The sequence below is a fragment of the Paraburkholderia jirisanensis genome, assembly GCF_054782355.1.
This window is the reverse complement of record NZ_BAAGSQ010000021.1, coordinates 271822-297154: the sequence shown is the minus strand read 5'-3', so window position 1 is coordinate 297154 and position 25333 is coordinate 271822. Positions and strand designations below refer to the sequence as shown.

Annotated in this window: 20 protein-coding genes; 10 read left to right on the top strand and 10 right to left on the bottom strand. The window is 64.1% G+C overall.

The window, feature by feature from the left end; genetic code table 11:
• Positions 1-2 precede the first annotated feature (2 nt).
• Entirely contained in the window at positions 3-458 is a 456-nt protein-coding gene (locus ACYVNQ_RS10540) for a CoxG family protein (RefSeq protein ID WP_460902423.1), read from the top strand.
• A 68-nt stretch (positions 459-526) separates the two neighbouring features.
• Here ACYVNQ_RS10540 and ACYVNQ_RS10535 read toward each other — a convergent pair whose 3' ends face one another.
• Positions 527-1426: an IclR family transcriptional regulator gene (locus tag ACYVNQ_RS10535; RefSeq protein WP_460902422.1), complete on the bottom strand. Its 900-nt coding sequence runs from the start codon at positions 1424-1426 to the stop codon at positions 527-529.
• Positions 1427-1672: 246 nt separating this feature from the next.
• Here ACYVNQ_RS10535 and ACYVNQ_RS10530 point away from each other — a divergent pair, with 246 nt between their 5' ends.
• From ACYVNQ_RS10530 to ACYVNQ_RS10500, 7 genes are all read left to right on the top strand, one after another.
• Positions 1673-2659 (top strand): cupin domain-containing protein, encoded by a 987-nt coding sequence (locus ACYVNQ_RS10530; protein WP_460902421.1) that lies wholly within the window; start codon positions 1673-1675, stop codon positions 2657-2659.
• 149 nt (positions 2660-2808) lie between these two features.
• On the top strand, positions 2809-3900 hold the full coding sequence (locus ACYVNQ_RS10525; RefSeq protein ID WP_460902420.1) for a porin: 1092 nt from the start codon (positions 2809-2811) through the stop codon (positions 3898-3900).
• Between the two features lie 50 nt (positions 3901-3950).
• Positions 3951-4526 carry a UbiX family flavin prenyltransferase gene (locus ACYVNQ_RS10520; RefSeq protein WP_460902419.1) on the top strand — a complete coding sequence of 192 codons (576 nt, stop codon included), beginning with the start codon at positions 3951-3953 and terminating at the stop codon, positions 4524-4526.
• Positions 4527-4734: 208 nt separating this feature from the next.
• Positions 4735-6426: a hypothetical protein gene (locus ACYVNQ_RS10515; protein WP_460902418.1), complete on the top strand. Its 1692-nt coding sequence runs from the start codon at positions 4735-4737 to the stop codon at positions 6424-6426.
• Positions 6427-6696: 270 nt separating this feature from the next.
• Entirely contained in the window at positions 6697-8145 is a 1449-nt protein-coding gene (locus ACYVNQ_RS10510) for a TolC family protein (protein ID WP_460902417.1), read from the top strand.
• A gap of 4 nt (positions 8146-8149) precedes the next feature.
• A complete protein-coding gene (locus ACYVNQ_RS10505) occupies positions 8150-9244 on the top strand; it encodes an efflux RND transporter periplasmic adaptor subunit (protein WP_460902416.1) in 1095 nt (364 codons plus the stop codon).
• Positions 9241-12276, top strand: a complete 3036-nt coding sequence (locus tag ACYVNQ_RS10500; RefSeq protein WP_460902415.1) for an efflux RND transporter permease subunit — start codon at positions 9241-9243, stop codon at positions 12274-12276. Before ACYVNQ_RS10505 ends, ACYVNQ_RS10500 begins: the two co-directional genes overlap by 4 nt.
• On the opposite strand, the gene ACYVNQ_RS10495 is transcribed toward ACYVNQ_RS10500, so the two are convergent.
• The 7 genes from ACYVNQ_RS10495 to ACYVNQ_RS10465 are packed head-to-tail and all read right to left on the bottom strand — an operon-like array spanning position 12259 to position 19984.
• Positions 12259-13638: a sensor histidine kinase gene (locus tag ACYVNQ_RS10495; protein WP_460902414.1), complete on the bottom strand. Its 1380-nt coding sequence runs from the start codon at positions 13636-13638 to the stop codon at positions 12259-12261. The genes ACYVNQ_RS10500 and ACYVNQ_RS10495 overlap by 18 nt on opposite strands.
• Positions 13631-14332, bottom strand: a complete 702-nt coding sequence (locus ACYVNQ_RS10490; protein WP_460902413.1) for a response regulator transcription factor — start codon at positions 14330-14332, stop codon at positions 13631-13633. The genes ACYVNQ_RS10495 and ACYVNQ_RS10490 overlap by 8 nt, the downstream gene beginning before the upstream one ends.
• Before the next feature lie 7 nt (positions 14333-14339).
• Positions 14340-15962, bottom strand: coding sequence for an alkaline phosphatase family protein (locus tag ACYVNQ_RS10485; protein ID WP_460902412.1), 1623 nt, complete (start codon positions 15960-15962; stop codon positions 14340-14342).
• Positions 15959-16705, bottom strand: coding sequence for an energy transducer TonB (locus ACYVNQ_RS10480; protein ID WP_460902411.1), 747 nt, complete (start codon positions 16703-16705; stop codon positions 15959-15961). The genes ACYVNQ_RS10485 and ACYVNQ_RS10480 overlap by 4 nt, the downstream gene beginning before the upstream one ends.
• A gap of 1 nt (position 16706) precedes the next feature.
• Positions 16707-17105, bottom strand: a complete 399-nt coding sequence (locus ACYVNQ_RS10475; protein ID WP_460902410.1) for an ExbD/TolR family protein — start codon at positions 17103-17105, stop codon at positions 16707-16709.
• 2 nt (positions 17106-17107) lie between these two features.
• Positions 17108-17788 carry a MotA/TolQ/ExbB proton channel family protein gene (locus ACYVNQ_RS10470; RefSeq protein WP_460902409.1) on the bottom strand — a complete coding sequence of 227 codons (681 nt, stop codon included), beginning with the start codon at positions 17786-17788 and terminating at the stop codon, positions 17108-17110.
• A 21-nt stretch (positions 17789-17809) separates the two neighbouring features.
• Positions 17810-19984, bottom strand: coding sequence for a TonB-dependent receptor (locus ACYVNQ_RS10465; RefSeq protein ID WP_460902408.1), 2175 nt, complete (start codon positions 19982-19984; stop codon positions 17810-17812).
• A gap of 686 nt (positions 19985-20670) precedes the next feature.
• Between ACYVNQ_RS10465 and hpnI the strand changes: the two genes are divergently transcribed.
• Together hpnI and ACYVNQ_RS10455 are read left to right on the top strand one after the other, a co-directional pair.
• Positions 20671-21906, top strand: coding sequence for a bacteriohopanetetrol glucosamine biosynthesis glycosyltransferase HpnI (gene hpnI / locus ACYVNQ_RS10460; RefSeq protein ID WP_460902407.1), 1236 nt, complete (start codon positions 20671-20673; stop codon positions 21904-21906).
• A 96-nt stretch (positions 21907-22002) separates the two neighbouring features.
• Complete coding sequence (locus ACYVNQ_RS10455; protein ID WP_460902406.1) at positions 22003-23040, top strand: lysylphosphatidylglycerol synthase domain-containing protein; 1038 nt, start codon at positions 22003-22005, stop codon at positions 23038-23040.
• Between the two features lie 46 nt (positions 23041-23086).
• Here the strand turns inward: ACYVNQ_RS10455 and ACYVNQ_RS10450 are convergent, their stop codons facing one another.
• The gene (locus tag ACYVNQ_RS10450; protein WP_460902690.1) at positions 23087-24490 is read right to left on the bottom strand and encodes an ATP-binding protein; all 1404 of its coding nucleotides are present in this window, start codon (positions 24488-24490) and stop codon (positions 23087-23089) included.
• Positions 24487-25146, bottom strand: a complete 660-nt coding sequence (locus tag ACYVNQ_RS10445; RefSeq protein ID WP_460902689.1) for a response regulator — start codon at positions 25144-25146, stop codon at positions 24487-24489. Before ACYVNQ_RS10445 ends, ACYVNQ_RS10450 begins: the two co-directional genes overlap by 4 nt.
• Positions 25147-25333: the final 187 nt, after the last annotated feature.

Sequence of the window (25333 nt, the reverse complement as noted above, 5' to 3'; positions counted from 1 at the left end):
AGATGGATTTCAAGGGATCGCAGACGATCAAGGCGCCGCGCAGCCTCGTATGGAAATGCCTGAACGATCCGGATGTGCTGAAGCTCTGCGTGCCGGGCTGTCAGTCGTTCAGCGCGGCAGGCGACGACGAGTTTCTCGCCACGGTCAGCATGTCGATCGGCCCGGTGAAGGCCAACTTCAAGGGCAACCTGAAGCTGTCCGACCGAGTCGAGCCGGACGGATACCGGATCGTTGGTCAGGGCGAGGGCGGGATCGCCGGGTTCGGCAAGATGAACGCCGAGGTGGCGCTGAGCGACGCAGGCGAAGACACCGTGCTGTCCTACGTCGCCTATGCGGAAGTGGGCGGCAAGCTCGCGCAGATCGGCACGCGGCTGGTGGCATCGGTGGCGAACAAGCTGGCGGCGACGTTTTTTCAGCGCTTCAACGATAACGTCAGCGCGCTCGCGGCTCAGCAATGAAACAGCGCGGCGGAATCGGCGAACCGGTTGCCGCCGCGCGGCACGCCGATCCGGCGCGCCGGCTCCGCTTATTTCATCGTGTCGAGTGCCGACGCGAAGCGCACGGCGAGCCGCTTCAATTCCTGGCCGACCTTGACAAGGGTGTCATCGTCGAACACGAGGCTGATGCCGCCCGCGCTCAACGACAGCAGCACGTTGCCGTCCGACGACAGGATCGGCACCGCCACCGCATTGATCTGCTCATGCAAAGAGCCTTTGTTAACGATGTAACCGGTGCGTTTGTATTGCGCGATCGATTGCTTGATCTTCGGCAGCAGCGTGGGCCAGCGCTTCTTCTCGATCTCCTGAAGCTCCTTGAAGACCTTGTCGCGCTCGTCGTCGGGCAGCCCGGCAAGGTAGGCCCAGCCGGTTGCCGACGAAGACAGCGGCACGCGCGAGCCGACCTCGAGGTCGCGCAGGATGATTTGCGAGCCCTGCATGCGCTGCATATAGACCATGTAGTGCCCGTCGCGCATGCCGAGCGACACGGCGCATTGATAGCGGCTCGCGAGCGTCTGCATGTCGTCGCGCGCGAGTTCGGCGATCGGCATGCTGCCGATCGCGGCCTGCCCGAGGCCCAGCACCGAAATACCCGGGCGCAAGCGGCCGCCGCGGTCGGTTTGCACCAGATAGCCTTCCTGGATCAGCGTGTAGCACAGCCGCCAGACGGTCGGCTGCGCGAGGCCGGTCATGCGCGCGATATCGGCGGTGCCGAGCGCCGGCGTGGTGCGCGTGAAGCAGCGCAGCACGTCGAGGCCGCGCGCCAGCGCGGTGACGAACTGACGGTCTTTTTCCGGCGCGTCATCGGCGGGTGCAGCGCTTTTCGCAGCGGCGTTCGTCGCGTTTTTTGTCGCCTTGGCCGTCGCGCTTTTTGCCGCGCTCTTGCTGGTTTCGGCAGGTGTTTTTTTCGCTGGTTTTCGTTCTGTCAATTTGGCAATCCTGTTGTGCACGAAGCGCATCGGGCGCATGGCGCTCGTGAATTATAAGCAGCGCGCGCATCGACGTCGCGGGCCGAACTGGATATTCACACAGAGGATAACTTACTCGCAAGGTGAATTGACTCAATTTCGCGCATGCAAACGAATTGACACGTCAAACGGAATCGATATAATTTGCTGGACAGATTGAAATTTGCACAGCGAATAGATCATAAGAGAGTACGGAGGAGAGTTTCGATGTCGCAAACTGAGCAATCCGAGCATGCCGAAGTCGATTTCGATTCGGCGCAGGACTTGCCCGCCTTGCACGAGTTGCTTGAGGCGGTGCAGATGAAAAACGGCTGGGCCAAGCCCACGCCATCGCTGTATCCGCAACCCAAGCAGGTGTTCGTGCCAGCTCATTGGCGCTATCGCGATGCACGCGCCGCGTTGCATGCGGCGGGGCGGCTGGTCGGCACCGAATGGGCCGAGCGGCGCAATCTGATCATGGCCAATCCGATTCCGGGCAACGATTACGCGACGGTGCGCACGCTGGTCGGCGCGTACCAGATGATCAAGGGCCACGAATCGGCGCGCAGCCATCGGCATACGCCGAACGCGATGCGTATCGTGCTGGAAGGCTCGCCGAACATGTACACGATCGTCGACGGCGTGAAGATTCCGATGCTGGCCGGCGACATCCTGCTGACGCCCAATGGCTGCTATCACGGGCACCTTAGCGAGTCCGACCAGGAAGGCTACTGGATCGACTTTCTGGATGCGCCGCTGGTCCAGCATCTCGGCCCGATGTTCTTCGAGGTCCATCCGGATGCGCTGGAAAAGAGCGAGCGCGTCGACGCAGGTTCGCCGATGCGCTTCGCGTACGCGGATTACCGGCCGCGCGTCGCGGATGCCGCGGAGATTGCGCCGGGTGTGCGCAGCCTCGAACTCGGCCCGCCGCGACTGGTGACGTTCGACCGTGTCGTGCTGCAGCTCGCAGCCGGTACGCAGTGGCAGTGCGCGCGCAGCACGGCTAACCGCATCTTCACGGTGATCGAAGGCGAGGGCGTCACGCACGTCGACGGCCGCAGCTTCGAGTGGCGCGCGGGCGACATGTTCGCGTTGCCCAGCTGGTACCCGTATCGCGTCGACGCGAGCCGCGATGCGCTGCTGTTGCGCGTGTCGGATGAACCGCTGATGCGCATGCTCGACTGGTATCGGGTGGAGACATCGGCGGGCCAATGACGCGGTGGGGCATCGATCGGTGCGCAGGTCGGTGCTGTTTCGTGCGCATTGATTCGGAATGCAAAGCAGGGAAAACGCAGCAATAAAAGTGCGCAACGAAAGGCACAGCACCAATCGAGGTGCGAAGAATACAAAAATGGAGACGTCAATTGAAAAGGAAATGGACCTGGGGTGCCTGTGCAGCTGCGTTGACGGCAGTATCGACGCCTGCGCTTGCGCAAAGCAGTGTGACGATCTACGGCTTGCTGGATGTCGGGCTCACCTATACCAGCAACATGGGCGGCCACGGCACGCTGCAGTTCAAGGATGGGCAAAACTCGCCGAACCTGTGGGGCTTTACGGGCACTGAAGATCTGGGCGGCGGATGGAAGACGGTTTTCCTGCTGCGCGACCAGCTTGTGATCGGCACCGGGTCGATCCTCGGAGGGCAGGATCTATGGGCAAAGTCCGCTTATGTCGGTTTGAAAAACGACCGCTACGGCAGCATGATGCTCGGCGAACAGTACGACTTCATGCGCGACATGGTGAAGGATTCGCCGGCCGAAATTTCCGGTCACGTCTATTCGTATCCGGGCGGCATCTTCACCAAACTGGCCATTCCCGGCAATCCATCGGGCAGCTTCGACTGGAGCCGTCTGACGGGTACGCCTATCTCAAACTCGGTGCGGTACGAAACGCCTACCTACGCGGGCTTTCACGCGGGCGCGATGTATGGGTTCGGCAATGTCGCCGGCTCGATCGGGGCCGGCAACGCGTCAAGCTTTTTGATGAGCTATGAGCGCAACGACTTCGGTGCGGATGCCGCTTACACTAGTACCAAGCACATCGGCACGGGCGGGGCGCCCAACGTGACGGTGCGCAATGCAGCGGTTGGCGCGCGCTATACGTTGGGGCCGCTGTTTATGACGGCGCTCGTCACGACGGTGCGCAATGTGGCTAACGATACGGCCGCGCAATCGTACTCGGCAGGCGGCATGTACCACTTCACGCCAACGTGGTCGCTGGGCCTGAGCTACATGTACGAGAAGGGCAATGCCAACCTCAGCAATCAACATGCTAACCAGGTGTCCGGCATTGTCGACTATGCGCTGTCCAAGCGGACTTCCGTCTATGCGATCGCTGCGTGGCAACGCACCAACGATGGCAAGCAGGCCAATATCGACGGCTTGCTGGGTGCGGGCTCGGCATCGAGCGGGCCGAATCAGGAGGTGTTTCGGGTAGGGCTGCATACGCGCTTTTAAACCGCGCCTTTGAAACGACGTCTTAAACAACGCTTTTGAACCGGAACGCAATGAGCAAGCTTGCAGCGCGACGCATCGTCGTTGGTATTACAGGGGCGTCGGGTGTCGCGTATGGGATTCGTGCGCTTGACGTGCTGATGCAGGCCGGCATCGAAACGCATCTGGTTCTTAGCAAGGCAGCCGAACTGACGATGACGTATGAAACCGATATCAAACCCGTCGACGTGCGGGCGCGAGCTTCGGTGTGGTACGCATCGGGAGATATCGGCGCGGCGATTTCTTCGGGGTCGTTCCGGACCATGGGCATGTTGATCGTGCCTTGTTCGGTCCGCACCATGAGCGAAATCGCGACCGGCGTGACCGGCACACTGATGAGCCGCGCCGCGGACGTCGTGTTGAAAGAGCGGCGCCGGCTCGTGCTCGGTGTGCGGGAGACGCCATTGCATAGTGGCCATCTCCGGACGTTATTGCAGTTGTCCGAGATGGGCGCGGTGGTCGCGCCGCTTGTGCCCGCGTTCTATTCGCGCCCGCAAAGTCTTGAAGCGATGGTCGACCACACCGTTGGGCGGCTGCTCGACCTGTTCGACATCGAGACCGACATCGTCAAACGCTGGAAGCAGGAGTAGGGTTGCATGCTGACGAACCCCAAGCGTTTTGCAAAGTATCCAGCCTGACAATCCCTGCGTCTGAGCGCGGTTAAAAAACAGGGGAGGCACCGCCTAATCTTCGTAATCCATCATTCATTGGTTCGACACCGATAGTTCGTAGCTTGTGTGGCGCTATGTCAACAGCAACCACCCATCTTATTGACCTTTGTCGAACTCAATGACTGTAATGAAAAAAACAACGCTCCGGTTACTTCCCCTTGCGGCTGTGGTCTCGGTACTGTTCGGGTGCGGAGGTGATGATTCAACGTCACCGCAATCCAGTTCCGGTTCCGGCGGCACGACCCCCGTCGTTGCCAGCCAGTTCACGCCCGGCAATCTGCTGGTTTCGCGTTCGACATACGACCCGGCGAATGTCGTTAGCGGCACGCTGCCGTTCAACGCAACGCCTGAAGCCGCCAACGCCGCGCCGATTGCCGCCGTCACGCCCGGCACCTTTCCGAACGTCTTCACCAACGACGCCGTTGACGCGAACTTTGGCGTAACGTCCGAAGTGCTGCTGGATCAGTGGGCGCCGGGCGCAACCAGCCCCGCGAAGACAGTCGACATCACGGCGCTGGCCGCAAAGAGCCAGGTCAACTTCGCAACTAGCTTCTCGTCGAAGTCCGAACTCGCGCTGAATGTTTCGCGCGACAACAAATCGCTGACCTTTGTCGCTTACAACAGCGCGATCGATCAGCTGGACATTTCCAACAGCAATACGCCGGGTGTCGTCGATCCGACCAACAACGACATTTCAACGCCGACATTCCGCACGGTTGCCCAACTGAATTTCGCCGACAGCAGCCTGTCGTTTACGAATACCAATGCTTACAGCGGCGATAACGGCCGTGCGGCGATCCTCGCCAACGGCATGTATTACATGGTCGGCAACGCGGGCGATTCGGGCAAGACGCCGAAGCCGACCACCGCGCTGCTCGATATGTTGACGACCGATACGGGCGTGCAAAGCATTGTGCCGGGTAGCTCATGTCCGTTCACGCAAGTGATCGGCGCGTTCCAGTCGAGCACCGGCGGCACCTATAGCGTCGCGCCTGCGGGCACGGCCTGTTCGCTGGCGACCATGGGCACGATCACCGGCGGCAGCGCCACGGGCGACGAATTCGGTTTCTCGATTACGAGCCTCGGTCAGGCCGCGGACAAAACGGGTAAGGACGACAACTTCCGTGGGCTGTTCGACGGTCCGGACGGAACGGTGTTTATCACGAAGGGTAGCGGCAGCAATGGCGTGAACACTGTCTACCAGGTGGGCGCGACGGCCGCATTGGGCAACGGCGGCGTGTTGCCGCAGAACGCTGCAATGACCATCGTTCCTGGCTTCCCGACGGCACTGGCGGCCAACCCGTTGCCGACTTCGGTTACGGGCACGGAGTTCCCGTTCAGCGTGTGGATCCCGGCGTCGAACCCGTCGATCATGTTCGTGAGCGACGAAGGCGACGGTACGGCGGGCAATCAGACGACCGGTAGCGGCGGTCTGTGGGTGTACCAGAACCAGAACGGCACGTGGAAGGCTTTGACGCATCTGACGGCCGGTCTCAACCTCGGGACCGCTTACACGGTGACCGACACGCAAGGCGCGTTCGGAACTGCCGGCGCCAGTTACACGACCACCCCTGACGGTCTGCGCGGCATCACGGGCCAAACCAACAGCGATGGCTCGTTCACGATCTTCGGCACGACCTCGACGGCCGGCAATAGCCTCGGCGCTAACTTCGATTCGGGTGCCGACTCGAATCAGCTGGTGAAGATCACGGTGAACGTGAGCGGTGCGACGGCAACGTCTGCCAGCGGCTTTAGCACGCTTCAGACAGCACCGTTCGGTCAGGTCCTGCGCGGCGTAGCGGTTGTGCCGGGCGCCTGAAGCAAGCAAACGATGATGCATCGGGCTAAGGCCTGAGCTTCGATCGATCGCCCGGGATCGCGCGTGAGTCGCGCTTCCCGGGCGTCTGCGTTTTTGACGCGTCGACATATACACTCGATGCTTTAAACACTCGATGCCTTAAGCAGGCTTTACGCCTTAAGCGTCGCCTAAGCCCGCCTGCAACAGAATCGCTTCCTGCCTGACTGCGCACAAGCGTGACCCTCAAAGGGTATGCGCTTGCAGCGGAGTTCTCTATGCAAGGAGCGCCTGTTGTCCTGCCTATCGTCCAGCACGAAGCCACCACGCACGCCGCGCTGCCCGCACCGCGCCATCGCGCAGGTCGCTGCGACTGCATGTGCATTGTTGCTAGCCGGCTGCACGTGGTACCGGCCGCAGCCGTTATCGTCGGCGAATACGCTGACCACTTCCGCGCAACTCGCCCGCATGCAGGTCGACGCGGCGAAGATGCCATTGCCTGCGCTTGCGGCACACCGCTTTGACCCATCGGATGGCTTCGATATCGAAGAGGTTGCGATGGTCGCGGTCGCCAACAATCCCGACCTGCGGCTTGCGCGCGACGACCTCGGCATTGCGCAGGCACAGGCGTATTCCGCCGGGCTGCTGCCCGATCCGCAATTGAGCGTGTCCAGCGACTATCCCGGCCAGGCCGGATTTCAGCGCGCGTTCAGCTATGGCCTGAGCATCGACGTGATGGCGATCGTCACCCGCAGCGCTAACCACAGCGCCGCGCTCGCGACCGTGCGCAAGACCGACCTCGGCCTCATGTGGCAGGAGTGGCAGGTGATCGCGCAGGCCAAACAACTGTTCGTGAAGGCGCGCTTCCAGGACGACGTGCTGCCGTTGCTGCACCGGCAGCGCGAACTGTCGCGCAACCGCTACGAGCGGATCGCGCATGCCGCGCAGGCGCACAACGAGACGCGCGATAGCGTGAACGCTGCGTTGATCGCGTTCAACGATGCGCGCAAACAGGATGACGACATGCAGCTCGCACGGGAGCAGACGCGGCACGATCTGAATGTGCTGCTCGGTCTCGCACCCGACGTCGCGTTGACGCTGACCGGGCCGGACCGCGTCACGCCGCTGCCGGACGCGATGCTCGACGCGGCGATTGCGCAATTGCCGCTACGCCGGCCGGATCTGATTGCGCTGAAGGCGGGTTATGAAGCACAGGAGCAGAAGTATCGGGCGGCGGTGCTGAACCAGTTTCCGAGCCTGTCGGTGGGTTTCGTGCGCGCGCGCGATACCTCGGAGATCTACACGAGCGGCTTTCAGATCAACCTGAGCCTGCCGATATTCAACCGCAACCGCGGCAACGTCGCGATCGAGCAGGCGACGCGCCGGCGGCTAGGCGATGAGTACCAGACACGGCTAAACAACGCGTACGCAGACGTCGCACATCTGCGGGCCAACAGCGCGATTCTCAGCGCGCAACTCGCAACCAGCTCGAACCTGCTGCCGGAGCTCGAAGACAGCGCGCAACGCGCGCAACAGGCGTATGCGGCGCACGACATCGTGCTCGGTCAGTACGTCGATGCGCAGAGTGCTGCGCTGACTCGGCGGGTCGACGTCGCGACGCTCGACGAGGCGCTAGCCGAGCAACGTATCGGACTGCAGGCGCTGCTCGGCAGCGCGATTCCCGATCCCGATTCGCCTGATACGTCTTATACGTCCGATTTCTCTCATGCTTTCAACCGTTGATGTCATGCAAAGCCGTCCACCTATCCTGAACGCAGCTTGCGTGGCCGCGCTGTGCGGCACGCTTATCCTGATCGGCGCGGGTGTTTCCGGTGCCCACGCGGAAGAACCGGCGAGCGTCGCTGTCGAGCTAACGAAAGTGCGGCGCGAAGCCATTGCGCAGCAGGTGCAGGCCTACGGTGTGGTGGCCGCCGCTACGGCCAACGCCACGACGGTGAGCCTGCCGTACGTCGCACGTATTCGCAGCATGCTGGTTCAGCCCGGACAGCGTGTGGCGCGCGGCGCGCCGCTGTTCGTCGTGCAGGCCGAGCCCGCCGCGGTCGTGGCGCTGTCGCAGGCGCAAGGCGCGGCAGCGCTTGCACGTGGTGAACTGGCGCGCACCACCGCGCTGTATCGCGATGGGCTCGCGACGCAGTCGCAACTGGCGGCCGCACAGAAAGCGCTCGACGATGCGCAACAGGTGCTTGCCGCGCAGAAAGCGCTCGGCATCTCGGCAGGCGCGGCGACGATCTCCGCGCCGCTCGAGGGTGTGGTTGCGCAGGTGTCGGCGACGCCGGGCGATCAACTGCAGGCGGGCGCGCCGGTGGTGCAGCTGATCGCCGCGAACGCGGGCGCGGGTCACACTCCGAACGTCACGCTTGGCGTCGAGCCTGGCGACGCATTGTCGATCCATGACGGCGACCGCGTCGAACTGCATCCGCTCGCGACGGCACTCGACGGCTCAGCCGCGCGCGGCCGGGTCGTGCTGGTCGGTGCGTCGGTCGATGCGCAAAGCCAGCTGGTGGACGTCGGCGCGAGCGTGCCGCTGGTAGACCCGCGCTTCATGCCCGGCACGCGCGTGCGCGCGGACATCGCGACGCGCAGCGGTGACTGGTGGGTCGTGCCGCGCACCGCGGTGTTACGCGATGCGCAAGGCGCATACGTGTTCCAGGTCACGCCATCCGGCACCGCACAGCGTATCGCAGTGACCATCCATGTCGAAAACGACCACGCCTATGGCGTCGACGGTTCGCTCGATGCGACGCGGCCGCTGGTTGTCAGCGGCAACTACGAGCTCGCCGACGGCATGCGGGTGCGCGCAACGGGAGGCGTCGCGCGATGAACTTCGGCCAATGGATGCAGCGGCATCGGCGCTCGCTGCTGTTCGTGATCGCGCTTGCCGCGCTGGGTGGCGCACTGACCGCATTCCGCCTGCCGATCTCGCTGTTTCCGAACGTGTCGTTTCCGCGCGCGGTGGTATCGCTCGACGCCGGCGACCGGCCGGCCGAGCAGATGGCGACGCTGGTCACGATGCCGGTCGAAGAGGCGTTGCGGCGCGTGCCGAACGTGCGCGACGTGCAATCGCGCACGAGCCGCGGCAGCGCCGAAATCTCGCTGAATTTCGACTGGGGCACCGACATGGCGCAAGCCACGCTGCAGGCGCAGTCGGCGCTCAGCGAGATTCTTGCGACGCTGCCGCCCGGCACGTCGATGCAGGTGCGCCGCATGGACCCGACGGTGTTTCCGGTGCTCGCGTATAGCCTGACCTCATCGCGCGAATCGCTGTCGCAGCTCTACGATCTCGCGCAGTTCCAGATGCGGCCGTTGTTGTCGTCGGTAGACGGTGTCGCGAGGGTCGAAGTCGCGGGCGGCGCGCGCGACGAGCTCGAGGTCGCAGTCGATCCGGCTCGCCTCGCGGCATACAAGCTGTCGATCGCGGATATCGCGAAAGCGATCGGCGCAGGCAACGTGCTGATGGCGACGGGCCGCATCGAAGACCATTACAAGCTCTATCTGGTGGTCGCCGATACGGCGCTCGGCGGGCTGCGCAATTTGCGCGACGTCGTCGTCGCGTCATCGGGCGGCACGCAAGTGCGGCTCGGCGATCTCGCCACCGTGCAGCGCGGCGTGGTCCCGCAGTGGATTCGCGTGACTGCCGACGGCAAGGACGCGGTCCTGATCAACGTGTATCAGCAGCCGGGCGCGAACAGCGTGGCAATGGCCGCCGCGATCCGGGCGCGGCTGAACGATTTCCACGCACGGATGCCGGCCGGCGTGCGCCTCGCAAACTGGTACGACCAGAGCCAGCTGGTCATTGCTTCGGCCACCAGCGTGCGCGACGCGATCATGATCGGCGTGGTGCTCGCGGCGCTCACGCTGTTCGTGTTCCTGCGCAACCTGAAGGTCACGTTGATCGCGGTCGCGTTGGTGCCGGTCGTGATGGCGGCGACAATCCTGCTGCTCGACGTGTTCGGCATGGGTTTCAACATCATGACGCTGGGCGGAATGGCAGCCGCAGTCGGCCTCGTGATCGACGACGCGATCGTGATGATCGAGCACATCGCGCGCCGGTTGCGCGAGGCCGGCGAACACGCGTTCCACGGCCGCGTGATGAGCGCAGCGCTCGAATTTACGCGGCCACTCGCAGGCTCGTCGGCGGCGACGCTGATCATTTTCGTGCCGCTCGCGTTTCTGTCGGGCGTGACCGGGGCGTTTTTCAAGGCGCTGTCGGTGACGATGGCGAGCGCGCTGTTTATCTCATTCATCGTTACGTGGCTGGCGATTCCGATTCTGTGCGACCGCTGGCTGACCGCGCACGATGCGCAGGAGCACGCCGAAACGCGCGTCGCACGCTGGCTGAACCGCGGCTATGCGAAGCTGATCGAACGGGTGAGCGCGCGGCCGCTGTTGGTGCTCGCCGGTATCGTGCCGCTAGCGGCGGTCGCGGCGTTCGCGTTCACGCGGGTCGGCAGCGGCTTCATGCCGACCATGGACGAGGGCGGCTTCGTGCTCGACTACCACACGAGCCCCGGCACGTCGGTGAGCGAAACCGACCGGCTGATGCATCAGGTCGAAGCGATCATCCGCGCGAATCCGAATGTCGATACGTATTCGCGGCGCACCGGCGCGGGCCTCGGCGGCGATCTGAACGAGCCGAACAAAGGCGATTTCTTCGTGCGTCTGAAAGCGGGGCAGCGCGAGCCGATCGACGTGGTGATGGAGGAAATCCGCTCGCGTGTCGAAACCCAGGTGCCGGGTGTGAGCGTCGAACTCGCGCAACTGATGGAAGACCTGATCGGCGATCTGACCGCCGTGCCGCAGCCGGTGCAGATCAAGATCTACTCCGACGATCAGTCCGTACTCGATGCGACTGCGCAGCGCGTGGCGGCACGGATCGGCAAGATCGCCGGCATCGTCGACGTCAACGACGGCATCAATCCCGCGGGCGATGCGATCGATCTGCACATCCGCGCCGATGCGGCGGCGGCCGAAGGGATCGATCCGCAAGCGGTGGCGCAGCAGGTGTCGGACATGGTCGAGGGCAACGTCGCGACGCAATACCAGAGCGGACCGAAGACGATCGGCGTGCGCGTGCGCGTGGCCGGCGCCGCGCAGTTGACCGACAGCGCGCTCGGGCGCCTGCAGATTCGCGCGCCCGATGGCCATCTGTTCGCGCTGTCGCGGGTCGCCGACCGGATTGCGGTGAGCGGTCAACCGGAGATCAGTCGCGACAACCTGAAGCGGATGGTCGCAGTGACCGCGCGCATCGACGGCCGCGACCTCGGCTCGACGATCGGCGACGTGCAGCAGGCGCTAGGCGATGCGAAGCTGCTGCCGGCTGGCGTGTACTACGAGCTCGGCGGTTTGTACCAGCAACAGCAGATCGCGTTCAAGGGGCTGCTGGCGGTGTTCGGCGCCGCTGTCGCGCTGGTTTACGGGTTGCTGCTGTTTCTCTACGAGCGCTTCCGTATCGCGCTTGCGGTGATGGCGATGCCGCTGTTCGCGACCTGCGCGGTGTTTATCGGCCTATGGGCCACCGGTATCGAATTGAACATTTCCGCGATGATGGGCATGACGATGATCATCGGCATCGTCACCGAAGTGGCGATCTTCTATGTGTCGGAGTTTCAGGGGCTGGTGCGCGACGACGGCATGGTGCCGCGCGATGCGCTGATCGTGGCAGGGCGAAACCGGCTACGGCCGATCGCGATGACGACCATCGCCGCGATTCTCGCGCTGCTGCCGCTCGCGTTCGCACTCGGGCAGGGCGCGGCGATGCAGCGGCCGCTCGCGGTGGCGATCATCTCCGGGCTGATCGTGCAGTTGCCGCTGGTTCTGCTGGTGTTGCCGGTGTTGCTAAGAGTGCTGCTGTGAGCTGCCGAAGCGCAGCAAGATCTTGCATCCCGGATGGTTGTCGTGAATGTCGATCGACGCATCGTGCAGACGCGCAATCGCGGCGACGAGGCTCAGCCCAAGCCCATGACCGGGCGTTGCACCGGTAGCCGCGCCACCGCACCGATAGAACGGCCGCAGCACCGCCTTGCGTTCCGCCAGATCGATACCCGGGCCGGTATCGGCGACATGCAGCACCGGGCAGTTGCCGTCGAGCGACACGCCGATGGCGACCCGGCCGCCGCCCGGCGTAAATTTCAGCGCATTGTCGAGCAGGTTCTCGATCGCGCCGAACAGCAGGTCGAAGTCGCCGGTCACCTCGACCGGCATCGGTGTTTCGAGTGTCAGCGACAAGCCGCGATGCTCGGCGAGCGGCTCGTACAGTTCGGCGACGTCGCGCAGCACCGCGTCGAGCGCAATCGTGCCGAAGCTGGCGCGGCGGCCGCCGGATTCGATCTCGGCAATCCGCAGCAGCGCGGTGAAGCGACCCAACACGACATCCGTTTGCCCGATCGCGGCATCGAGCGCCTCGGCATACGCATCGGCGTCGGTTGTGTTCGCGCGCCGGCTGGCCCGTTCGAGCCCGGCGCGCAGATGCGTCATCGGTGTGCGCAAATCGTGCGCAATGCCCGCGCAGACGCCGCGTACCTCGTCGACGAGGCGTTCGATCTCGTCGAGCATCGTGTTGACGATGGCGGCAAGCCGGTCGAGGTCGTCGTGGGTGCCGCGTGTCGGCAGGCGCCGGTTCAGCTTTCCCGCCATGATTTCGCGGCCGGTTTCGCTGATCGCGCGGATGCGGCGGTTCGACATCGCGTTCAGCGCGGCGCCGCACGCGATCGCCAGCAGGATCGCCAGCGTGACGCCGGCGCACAGCGTTTTCACCAGCGTGTGATCGAAATCGAGCAGCTCGTCGATCGAATGCCCGACCACGATCTTCAGGCCGCTGGTGGTTGGAATGATCACGCCGCGATAGTGGGCCAGCCGGTTCGCATCGTCTTCGCGAACCTCTTGCGTGTAGTTGAACGGCGTGCGGTCCGGCTCGCCGGGCAGCACCGGCACATTGCCTGCGAGCCAACGGCCGGACGCGTCGAACAGGCCATACGGGCGGCTCGACGCGATGTCGCGATGGCTGAGCGCGGCAATGGTCGAGATCGCGTCGGCGCGGCTGATCTGATGAAACTCCGCGTATTCGCCGCGCAGGCGCTCGTCGACCTCGCGAAACAGGTAGCCGCGTGTCAGCCAGTACAACAGCCCGAACAGTGCGACCGCCGAGCAGACGAACACCAGCATCAGAACGCCGACGCTGCGCAAATGGGTGCGCGATAGCCGTGCCGGGCTACGCATGGAGAATGTATCCAGCATTGCGCACCGTGACGATCAGCGCGGAGGTCTGGCCATTCAGGCTGATCTTGCGTCGCAGGTTGCAGATATGCATGTCGATCACGTTCGTGTGGACGTTGAAGTGGTAGTTCCACGCGGCTTCGAGCAGCATCGCGCGCGTCACGATCTGGCCGGCGTGCCGCATCATGAATTCGAGCAGCTTGTATTCGCGCGGCTTGAGGTCGATGGTTTGGCCCGCGCGGCGCACCACCGAGGTGGCCGGATCGAGTGTCAGGTCGTCGATGCGCAAAAGCGCGGGGCCGTTGCCGTTCAGCGAGCGGCGCCGCAGCAGCGCGTTCAGGCGCGCGTTCAACTCGAGCGCGTCGAACGGCTTTACGACATAGTCGTCGCCGCCCGCGCGCAGCCCGCGCACGCGCTCGTCGACCGCATCGAGCGCGCTCAGGATCAGCACGGGCGTCTCCTTGCCGATATTGCGAAGTGTGGACAGGATCGACAGCCCGTCGATATCGGGCAGCATGCGGTCGAGCACCACCACGTCGAACTCGCCATTGGTCGCGCGCAGCAGGCCTTCGAAGCCGGTCGGCACGGATTCGACGACGAAGCCGAAATCTTCGAGCGCGGCGCTGATTTCGCCTCGGGTGCAGAGGTCGTCTTCGACGACCAGCACGTGGGGCTTGCTGGCGGACGGGCAGTGCATGAGCGGTTTACCTCGCGGTAGACGCGGTGGTAGACAGGTTCGACGATGAGGTGGCCAACGGGGTGGCCAACTGAGCAGCCGAATCGGCTCGAGCTGCCTGCCGGGGCGGCCACGCATGCGCATCCAGCAACGGCGCAGTGCCTTCCTGAGCAACGGCCTGCAACGTGTCGGGCCGCAGTCCGAGTGCGCTGAGAATGGTCGGCGCCACCTGGGTCGTCGACACCGGCCACGTCACCTGATGGCCCGCACCCGCCAGCCGCGGATTGGCGACCAGCAGGGCGACATGCACGTCGTCGTCGTGAAAGCCGCCGTGTTCGGCGAGCTTGCCGTCGCGCGGCGGCGCGAAAATCACGCCTTTGCGCGACACGATCACGACGTCCGGCGTGCGGCTGTCGCCCGACGGCGCGGGAAACCGCAGCGCGAGCCGCTCGCCGCTCAGCACGTCGGCAATGCCGAGCGCCTGCGCATGTGCGCGCAACGCTGCAGTGACGGTGGCCGTTGCCGACGCGTCGTGCAGCCAGACCAGCGCGCCGTAGTCGGTCGTCAATTGCGCGAGCGCGCCCGGCGCTGCGGCATCGATCACCTTTGCAACGCGGCTGTCGTCGATCTTCACGAGCCGTGCGCGGTCGATCGGGCCGTTGCCGTGTTTGGCCGTCACGATGACGAGCGTGTCGTCGCGCAACTGCCGGCGCTCGAGTTCGGCGACGAAGCTGCCCAGCAACTGGTCGACGCTGCCGATCGCGTGGTCGACGCCGGGCGTCAGCGCGCCGTCGGCGTTGCGATAGCCGTACAGCTTCTGCGCGACGTTGACCGCCTGCAGGTTCAGACCGAACACGTTCGGCACGGCCGAGTGTGCGGCGCCGTCGTGCGTCAGCCCGTCGATTTCATTGACCACCGCGTGCGCCTTCATCGCATCGTATTCTTCGGTGCGCGCAAGCGATCCGGTGATCTGATCGATGGCTTTGCCGCTGGGTCCTTCGTAGTTCGCGCCGATCTCAGGCAGGAACAGATCGTCGACGCCGTGCCCCGATGGTCCTTCGACCAGTTCATAGGTCGGATGCTTGTCGATCCACGCGGTGTAGCCGCCGGCGTCGCGCACCGCTTCGAACACCGTGTTGACGTGCAGGTACGCGTGCGGATAAACCGGTGCGCACGCGTGCATCGGGTCGCGCGGTAACTTCGCCGGGTCGATCGTCGTGTGGCCGTGCCCGTCGTCCTTGTCCAGCGATTCGTCGTAGCGCACGCGCGTGCCGCTGCGGCTGCAATCGCTGCCCGGCGCGGCGAGCGTGCGGTCGTACGAGTCGTCGTAGTAGACGCCGGTGACGGCAGGCGTGCCGCCGGTCACGAGTGCGAGCAGCCCCGGAAACGAATCGGCCGGCACGACGCCGCGCGCGTTCGTATAGTCGATGCCCTGCGCGGCGAGATGCGCGAGCGTGCTGTCCGGATGCGCGGCGATATAGCGGACCATGTCGCCGGCATGCAGACCGTCGACGCTCACCAGCAGCACGTGGTGCACGGGGGCATCGGCAGGCAGCGACGGGGTAGCCGCAGGCGTCGCCGCTGCACAGGTTATGGCGGACATCGCGGACAGCCCAAGTGCCGCGAGCAAAGCAGGAAGAATCGGTTTCATTCGTGATCGTTCAGATTGAAGTTGACCCACAGTTGTTCTGAGAGTGTCTTGCCGGCAAATGCCGGTTCGGGCTTGGGACAATTCGCGTCGCGTACCGCCGCCAGTGCTGCGCGGTCAAGCATGCCCATGCCGCTCGAAATCAGCACCGTCACGTCGGACACCACGCCGTCGCGATAGTGGAAAGCAACCCGGGTGCGGCCCGCCATGCCGGCCATACGCGCGGCTTCCGGGTAGTGCAGCGCGGCCTCGATCGACGCGCGCAATGCGCCTTCGAAGCTTGGCGTGGGCCCGGCAGGTGCGGCCGGCGCGGCGTGCGTAGCCGGTGCAGCAGGTGTGGCCGGTGTTGCTGGCGCGGCGGGCGGCGGAGCCGGCGTCGGTGCTTCGGTCGATGCGGCAGACGGCAGCGGCGCAGCGGGCGGCGGTGGCGGTGTGGCGGCTCGCGGTGGCGGCGTGGCTCGCGCGACGCGGTGCACAGGCGCAGGAGGATGCACGGGTGCAGGCCTCGGCTGCGGTTGCGGCTGAGGTTGCGGTGCGGGCGCTGCCACAGGAGGCGCAGGCTGCACGGCCGCTTCGAGCGTGATCGTCACCGGCGGCGCAGGCGGTATCGGCGGCGTAGCCGGCGTGCGATTGAGCATCACCCACGCACCGCCGAACACCGCCAGCTCCGCGAACAACGCGACCGCCGCCGCCACGTACAGGCGGCGTTGTTGCGACGGGAAGCGGAAATCAGGAACGGTCGCCATCTCACTTTGCCACCGGTTGCGCGGCCAGCGCGACTTGCGACACGCCCGCCGCGCGGCACGCGTCCATCACGCTAACCAGATGCTGCAGCGTCGCGCGCGCCGACCCGGCGACAGTGACGACGGTATGCGACGGATCGGGCCGCGCCGCGAGCATCGCGGTCAGTTGCGGCGGTGTCATTACGCGGCCGTCCACCGACACCGTGCCATCGTCGGCGAGCGTCACGGTGACTTTCGGCGTCGGCAGCGGCGCGGCGCTGGCGCTCGACGGCAGGTGCGTGCTGAGCCCCGCATTCGGGATCATGTGCAGCGTGATCATGATGAAGAACACCAGCAGGAAAAACATGATGTCGATCATCGGAATGATCTCGATGCGCGCCTTGCGCGCTTCGAAGTACTTCATCGTTACGCTCCCTGCGTCGCGAATGCGGCCTGCGCTTCGCGGGTCTGCGCTGGCACGTCGTGCGGCACACCGGCGATCCGGTTGACGAGCGATGCCTTCAGCGTTTCGAGCTGATGCACGGCGAGCCGCACACGGTTGTGCAGGCCGTTGAAGAACACCAGGCCGATCATCGCGACAAACAGGCCCGACGCGGTTGCGATCAGCGCCTGGGCAACCCCGCCGGTAACCTGGGTCGGCGCATTGCCCGGGTCCGACAGCACCTGGAACGCGTTGAACATGCCGATGATCGTGCCGAACAGGCCGAGCAGCGGCGCAAGCGTGACGATCGTGTCGAGCACCCACAGAAAGCGGTCGATACCGGGCGCTTCGCGCATGATCACTTCCTCGAGCGAGCCATCGAGCGCTTCGCGGCCGCGCGGCGTGCCGCACAGGCGCGCCGCTGCCGACAGCACACGCTCGACCGGCAGCCCGCGGTGGCGGACGGCGAGCGCAGTGAGTGCCGCATGGTCGAGATGATCGAGCCGGTCGAGCTGATCGAGCGCGGCGCGGCCGCCGGCCGCCACGCGCCGCAAAAACAGCACACGCTCGACGATGACCGTCAGCTCGACGAACAGCATCGTCGCAATCACGTAGAGCACGCCTGCGGAATCGCGCGCGAAATGCATCAGGGTGTCGGCAGACATCAGGTTAGGCTCCTGTGGAAATCAGAAATCGGTGGAAAGCGTCGCGATGAACGCACGCCCGGGAATGGTCCAGTACAGCGGCGTGTTGTTGGCGACCGTGAAGCCGGCCAGCGCGTCGATGCTGGTGCGGTTGAAGACGTTGTCGATCTCGAAGCCGAGGCGCGTGTTGTGCATCCATTTGGTCGGCGACTTGATCGTGTAGGCGGCGGCGAGGTTCGTTACGGTGAAGCCGCCGATCGGCTGCTGGTTGCCGGTGGTGCCGAACTGATGGCCGACGAACTTGGTGATCACCGAGCTGTGCAGCGGACCCTTGTCGTAGATCACGCCGAATGCGGCAGTCGATTGCGGCGCGTTCGGCAGCCATGCGTCGGTGCCTTTCTGCTTGGCCGAATTGAAGGTCAGGTTGCCGTACAGGCTAAAGCCGTAGCCCGCGTAAAACGTGCCCTCGGTCTCGACACCCTTGTAGTACGCGCCGCCTGCGTTCGAGAAGATCGTGTTGCCGCCGATCGTCGTACTGGTCACGGCATTGCGGAAGTTGATGTAGTAGACATCCGCGGACACCGTGAAGCGGTCGGTCTTGAAGGTCGTGCCGATCTGGTAGTTATCGGTCTGCTCGGGGTCGGGCTGGCCGGACACCGCCTGGTTCGGCACGAAGAACACGTTCAGGTTGGGCGCGAGAAAACCTTGCGCGTACTGCGCATAGGCACTCCAGTTTGAAGTGATCTGCTCGTGCACCGTCAGCGACGGCAGCACCTTGGTCCAGGTATGGCTGAAGTCGGCCGGCAGGCCGGTGCCCTGGTTGAGCTGCGAATCGATGCTGCGATTGAACGATACGTACTTGACGCCCGGCGTGATGGTCAGGCCGTGCGGCAGCTGCCACTCGTACTGGACCCACGGCTGGAACGTCAGGAAGGTGTCGTTCAACGAGAAGTTGGTCTGCAGCAGCGCGAAGTTCAGCGAGTCGTCGACGTTCAGATTGTCGCGGAAGTTTGTCTGACGCGTCAGCCATGCGCCGAACTGCAGATTGCCGGGTCCCAGCCGATGCTCGGCCTTGACGATGTCGCCGAACGCGCGATAGTTGTTCGCGATCTGCTGGCCCGGCACATTGTTCGGGCCGAATGCGGTGCCGTTAGGGCTTTCGCCGTTCGGATCGAGGCCGTTGAAGCCGTCGTGGTAGTACCCGTACGTGTACAGCGTGTTCTCGAGACTCCAGCCGCCGATTTTCGTCTTCAGGCCCAGGTATTCGAAATCGGTGTTGATGCGGTCGAAGTTGTAGCCGGAGAAGGCCTGACTCGCCGGATTGCTGCTCAACGCGAAGTCCGGGCCGAACTGATGGATCTGCGCGGCGGTCGCGCCAAGCGACACGTTCTGGTGAATCCGGTCGTAGTCCGCGTAGAACGTCAGCAGCGTGTCGTCGCCGATCGGCTTTTCGAGCTTGAAGTAGATGTTGTCGCGGCGCTGCCCGGCATTGTCGAGATAGCCGTCGCTGCTCACGTGATCGTAGCCGACCACCGCGCGCACGTCGCCGAGTTGCTGCAGGTCGCCGGTGTTGAACTGCGCGCCGCTTAGCCACGTATTCCAGCTGCCGTAAGAGCCGAGCACCGAGAACGCCGGCGTCAGCGTCGGCTCGATCGACGTGATCGCAACCGTGCCACCGAAGGTCGCAAAACCGACTTGCGAGGCATCGCCGGGGCCGCGGTCGACTGCAAGGCCGCCGATATTCTGCGCGTTGAAGAACGACGTCGAATGGTGCGTGAAGTCGTTCGAGTCGCCGAATGGAATGCCGTCGAACGTCACGTTGTACTGGCCATCCTGAAAGCCGCGAATCGTCAGGCTTTGCGTTTCCATCAGGCCCGAGCCGTTCGGATTGATGCTCGACACGCTGGGCGCGATCTGCAGGATGTCGCTGTAGTTCGAGGTCGGCGCGGTGCTGTTGCGGATGTAGTTCTCGTTGATGATCGACTTCGGCTCGGTCGCACTCAGCGAGCCTTGCGTCGGCGCCTGGGCGGGTGCGGTCTGCTGATTCGACGATGGGGCGCCGCTAGCGGCGGCAGACGAAGACGCCGCATTGCTTTGCACCGAGCCAAGATCGCCCGACGCCTGTGCAAAGGAAATTTGCGCGCCCGTCGCGCAGAACGATGCGAGAAGCCAGCGCGTAAGCGGCTTGACGTTGGACCTTAAGTTGACGTGTCGCATGCTAAGGCATCCTAGTTTTAGATTGATCGAGCTTTTGTCAAAACGGATGCAATCCTAGGGACGATGCGTGGCTGAGCCGTGATGGGTAAATTACGAAGTTAAGCGATCCGGTGTAAAAGGATTGCAGCGCATGACAGGATGCAGCGCGTCGCGTGATGCAATCGCACATAGAGGTTAATAAGCGGGGCGGGGAAGTGTGTCGATCGGACAAGATGCGTGCGGCGTACATCGATGCTTGACGGAGGGTGTGACAGAAACGTGGCACGGGCATGTCCGAATCATGCAAAGCCTGTGTGGCAATTCAAAGGCAGCGGGCTTTCATTTATAAATTCAATCCGCTTGTTTAAGCCTGTCGTTTCTTTTGTGATTTGCTAAGGATACCTTTCGGGATCATTCAATGCATATTCTAAAGACCAATCTGGCGACGTTAGTGTTGACACAAAGCCTGCTTAAGATTTCCTTCAGGTTTGGCCGGTACGATTCGCGCCGCAGCACATGTGAGCCCCTGTAGTCGACGAGGTAGCCCGGAATGTCCATGGAAATGCTGTTTATCAAGGCGCGCAGGCCAGACGGCGAGCCGCACGTGCTGTCCGGGATGCTTGAGAGCGTAGGGCGCTGCCACTTCCTGCGGGCTCACGCGGCGTGACCGCGGTGTTGGGGGCTCGCGCAGTGCGGATGCGCCGCACGTGAAGTACGTCATATGGGTTGCCGGCCCGATCGGCATGTTGTTGTTGGCCGAGCAGGCGGCCGTAGCAGGTCCGCTGCGTGCCCTGCATGAGATTCTCGCTGCGCTGACGCTGCTATGCGATACGGGCGCGGTGTTCGGCATTGCCTATACGCTGCTGGCGGCGGTGCTAGTTGGACGCTTCTTCGCGCGCTCGACATCGAAGCCGACGAGCTTTCCCCCCGTTACCGTGGTCAAGCCGCTGCACGGCGCCGAATGGGCGCTGTTGAACAACCTGTTGAGCTTTTGTCAGCAGGACTACCCAGGCCCGGTGCAATTTCTGTTCGGCGTGCACGACGCCGAGGATCCCGCGTTGCACACGGTCGAGGCGCTGCGGCGTCTGCATCCCGATGCGGATATCACCGTGGTGGCCGACGACCGGATCTACGGACCTAACCGCAAGATCAGCAATATTCTGAACATGCTGCCGCATGCGCAGCATGACGTTCTTGTATTCGCGGATAGTGACGTGAGCGTCGGCCGCGACTATCTGCACAACGTGGTCGGCGAACTGCAACGGCCTGGCGTGGGGCTGGTTACATGCGTGTATCGCGGACAACCCGATCCGGGTTTCTGGCCGCGGCTGTCGGTCAAGGCGACCAACTACCAGTTTCTGCCCGGCGTGGTGATGGGGCTCGCACTCGGTCTCGCGCGTCCGTGCTTCGGACAGACAATTGCGATGCGGCGCGACACGTTCGAGCGGATCGGCGGCTTTGCGCCGTTCGTCCGGCACCTGGCCGAAGATCATGCGATCGGCGAAGCGGTGCGCATGCTGGGCGAGAAGGTTGCCATTCCGCCGTTCACGGTGTCGCATGCCTGTGTCGAAACCAGTGCGACGCGGCTGATCGCGCACGAACTGCGCTGGAGCCGAACGATCCGCAGCATCGATCCGGCCGGCCATCTGGGCTCGGTGCTGATTCATCCGCTGGCGCTCGCGTTGCTGGGGCTGATCTTGTCGGGCGCCGCGGCAGGGTCGTGGATGCTCGCGCTCGTCGCCGTGGCCGCGCGTGTCACGCTGAAGCTGTTGTCTGATCGTGCGCTGCGGCAGCCGCTTCGCGATCTGTGGCTTTTACCGATCTGGGATATCGTTTCATTTGCGATCTTCGTGGCGAGCTTTTTCTCGACGCGCGTTATCTGGCGCGGCTTCAGTTTCAATGTCGATGACGAAGGCCTGATGTCGCCAGTTCAGGATGAATGACGCGATGCAACTATTCATGAAGGGCAAGGGCGCGGTGCGCCGGCGCTGCCATTTCGTCACGGCGGGCTGCTTCGGCTACGCGCGGCAGGTGCGGCCATGATCAGGCATTCCGGCCGTGTGGCGGCGCTCGCCGGCTTGCTGCTGTCGCTCGGCCTGATCTGGAATAACGATCCGGGCGCGGTGCTCGGCCTGATGCGCGCGGCGAGCGCGGGTCTGCTGCTGGCGGCACTTGCGCACGTGTTGCCGATGATCGCCAATGCGTGCGACTGGCGCACCTTGATTCGTAGCGCGCGCCGTCCCACGCTCGCCGCGATGCTGTATCTGGTGTGGATCCGCGAGTCGGTCAACAGCATGTTGCCGGTAGCGCGCATCGGCGGTGAGATCGTGTCGTTCAGGTTGTTGCGACGGCGGAACGTGCGGCCGTCGGCGGCGGCGGCCAGCCTGATCGTCGATATGCAACTGACGGTAATCAGCCAGTTGCTGTTCACGATGGTCGGCATCGGCTTTCTGTTCGCGCACACGCAGTCCAATGCGCTGCGGCTCGCGGCCGATCTCGCGTGGGGCGTGGTGGTCATGACGCCGTTGCTGGTGCTGTTCGCGCTCGTACAGCACGCAAGCCCGTTCGAGCGGATCACGCGTGTGCTCAACCGGCTGACGGGCGGCAAGCTTGCCGCGATCGTCGGGCAATCGGCCCGCATCGATCATTCGATCAAGCTTGTCTGGCGCAGACGCGGCGTCGTGCTGCGCTATCTGTTTTTCTGGCAGCCGCTGCAATGCTTTGCGACTTCGCTCGAAATATGGATTGCGCTGCACTTTCTGGGCGCGCACGTCACGCTGGTCGAAGCGGTCGTGATCGAATCGTTGATCCAGGCGGTGAGCAGCGCGGCTTTCTTTATACCGGGCGGTTTGGGCGTTCAGGAGGGCGGCTTCGTGCTGATCGGCGCCGCGCTAGGTCTCGATTCGTCAACCTGTCTTGCGCTGGCGGGTGCGCGCCGTATGCGCGACCTGCTGATCTTCGTGCCCGGCCTGTTCGCATGGCAGCTCGCGGAATCGCATGGGCGTGCATCCCGATGGACGTTTAGCAAGCTGGCAGCGGTGTTGCCGGCGCGCGGTTCGGAGACCGACCGGTCCTGAATTGCCGCTGCGTGCCGTGATTGACCAGCCGGTCTCGCCAACGCGCTCACGCTGCGTTGGCATGGAACGGAAACGAAACTTCGACGGCCAGCCCGCGCGTGCCGATGCCCGCGCCGAAACGAAGCTGTGCATCGAAGTGTTCGACGATGCGCGCCACGATCGACAGGCCGAGCCCGCTACCCATTGCCTGATTGCCCCTTGCGCGGAAAAACCGGTTGGTCAGATGCGCGAGGTCCTCGTGGGCGACACCCGGGCCGTCGTCGCGCACTGTGAGCAGCACGCGGTCGTTGTCGCGCTGGACCGCGACTTCGATGGAACCGCCGGCGTGCCCATACTTGATCGCATTGTCGATCAGGTTATCGAGCAGGATGCCGATCAGCACCGGTTCGGCGGCAATCTCGGCGCGCGTGTCCCCAGCGAACGCGATGCTCATGTCTTTCTGCCGCGCGCTTTGCTCGTTGGCCAGAATCGCATCCTTCGCGATGGTCGCGGCCCGTAGCGGCGATGTGGAGAGCTTTTCGTGCTCGTCGAGTCTTGCCATCAGCAGCAACTGTTCGGCAAGGCGTGCGCTGCGGTCGACGGCCCGCACCACGCGCTCCATCGCGACGCGCCGCAACGATGCATCCTCTTCGGCCAGCGCGACCTGCGCCTGGACCTTGATCGCGGCGAGCGGCGTCTTCAGTTCGTGAGCGGCGTCGGCGGTGAAGGCGCGCTGGCGATCGAGCGAGTCGCGCAGGCGCGACAGCACATGGTTGATCGAATCGACGAGCGGGCGGACCTCGGTCGGTGCACGGCCGATGTCGACCGGTTCGAGCTTGTTGATGTTGCGCCGCAGAATCGCGCGCGATAAGGTCTTGAGCGGAGAAAGGCTCAAGCCGATGCTGAACCACACCAGCAGCGCGAGCACCGGCAATGCAATCACCAGCGGCCGCGCGATACGGCGTGCGACGCCGCTCATCAGGTCGCTGCGGGTATTGGCGGGTTCGAATACGCGCACCGTGTGCCCGAGCAAGGTGTCGCGCAACGTGAAGGTGTGCCACAGCTTGCCGCCCAGCGAGATGTTCCATGCGCCGCTCTGTGCCGGGACCGCCAGATCCCACGCGTGCAATGCAAGCAGTTGCGGGCTGCCCGCGAGTACGCGGCCGTCGCGGTCGCGGACCTGGAACAGCGCGTCGCGCGGCAACGTGTCGTCGTCGTCGTCATCGTTCGCGCCGGGGTCGCCGCCTTTTTCTTCTTCACGGACATCGATGCGCGCGTGCGCCAGCGTCTGCAGATCGCGCTGATCCAGCAGCGCCAGAATTTGCGCCAGCTCGGCGAGGCGCGCATTTTCCCATTCGCCGATCTCACGCTTGGCCTGGTTGTAGCTCGTCACCAGCGCGACGCCCCACACCACGGAGATGCTCACCAGCACGAGCACCATCAGGCGGCTGCGGATCGACTTGGGCATCAGGGCTTCTCCACTACGTAGCCGACGCCGCGGACCGTCTTGATCAGGCTTGCACCGAGTTTCTTGCGCAGATTCGAAACGTGCACTTCAATTGCGTTGCTTTCGATTTCCTCCTGCCACCCATAGAGGCTCTCTTCGAGGCGCGAACGCGATTGCGGCATGCCTTGATTGGTGAGCAACTGGAGCAGTAATGCCCACTCGCGCGACGTCAATGTGACGCGCGTTTCGCCGATTTCCACCGTTTGTGCCGCGGGGTTGACGGTAAGATCGCGATACCGGATCAGCTCGACGCTTCGGCCTTGCGAGCGGCGCAATAAGGCGCGGCAGCGCGCAATCAGCTCGGTCAGATCGAATGGCTTGCCCATGTAATCGTCGGCGCCCGCTTCGAGGCCGCCTACGCGGTCGACGATCGTGTCTTTGGCGGTGAGCACGAGTACGGGGACGTCTTTGCCGGCATCGCGCAACCATTTCAGCAGTTGCATTCCGGACATGCCGGGTAAGCCGAGGTCCAGAACGACCAGTGCGTAGATCGTGGTGCTGAGCGTGAGATGCGCGTCGCGGCCGTCCCGCGTCCAGTCGACGGTGAAGCCGGCTTGACGAAGTCCGGCCTCGATCCCATTGCCGATCAGGTCGTCGTCTTCAACAAGGAGCACGCGCATGCGAGAAGGATTCCGTTCGGGCGGGAGAGCTGGACAGGTGTTGCGTTGCATGTTGCGCGTTGCGCAGCGGTACGACGGAGTGTAGCGATTATGCGCGCCGGGATGTGCGCGGCGTTTTCGGCGTCTTCGGCCTCTGAAGGCTCTTCAGCCGCCGCTGGAATTCGCGAATCCGCATTGTCGCATCGGC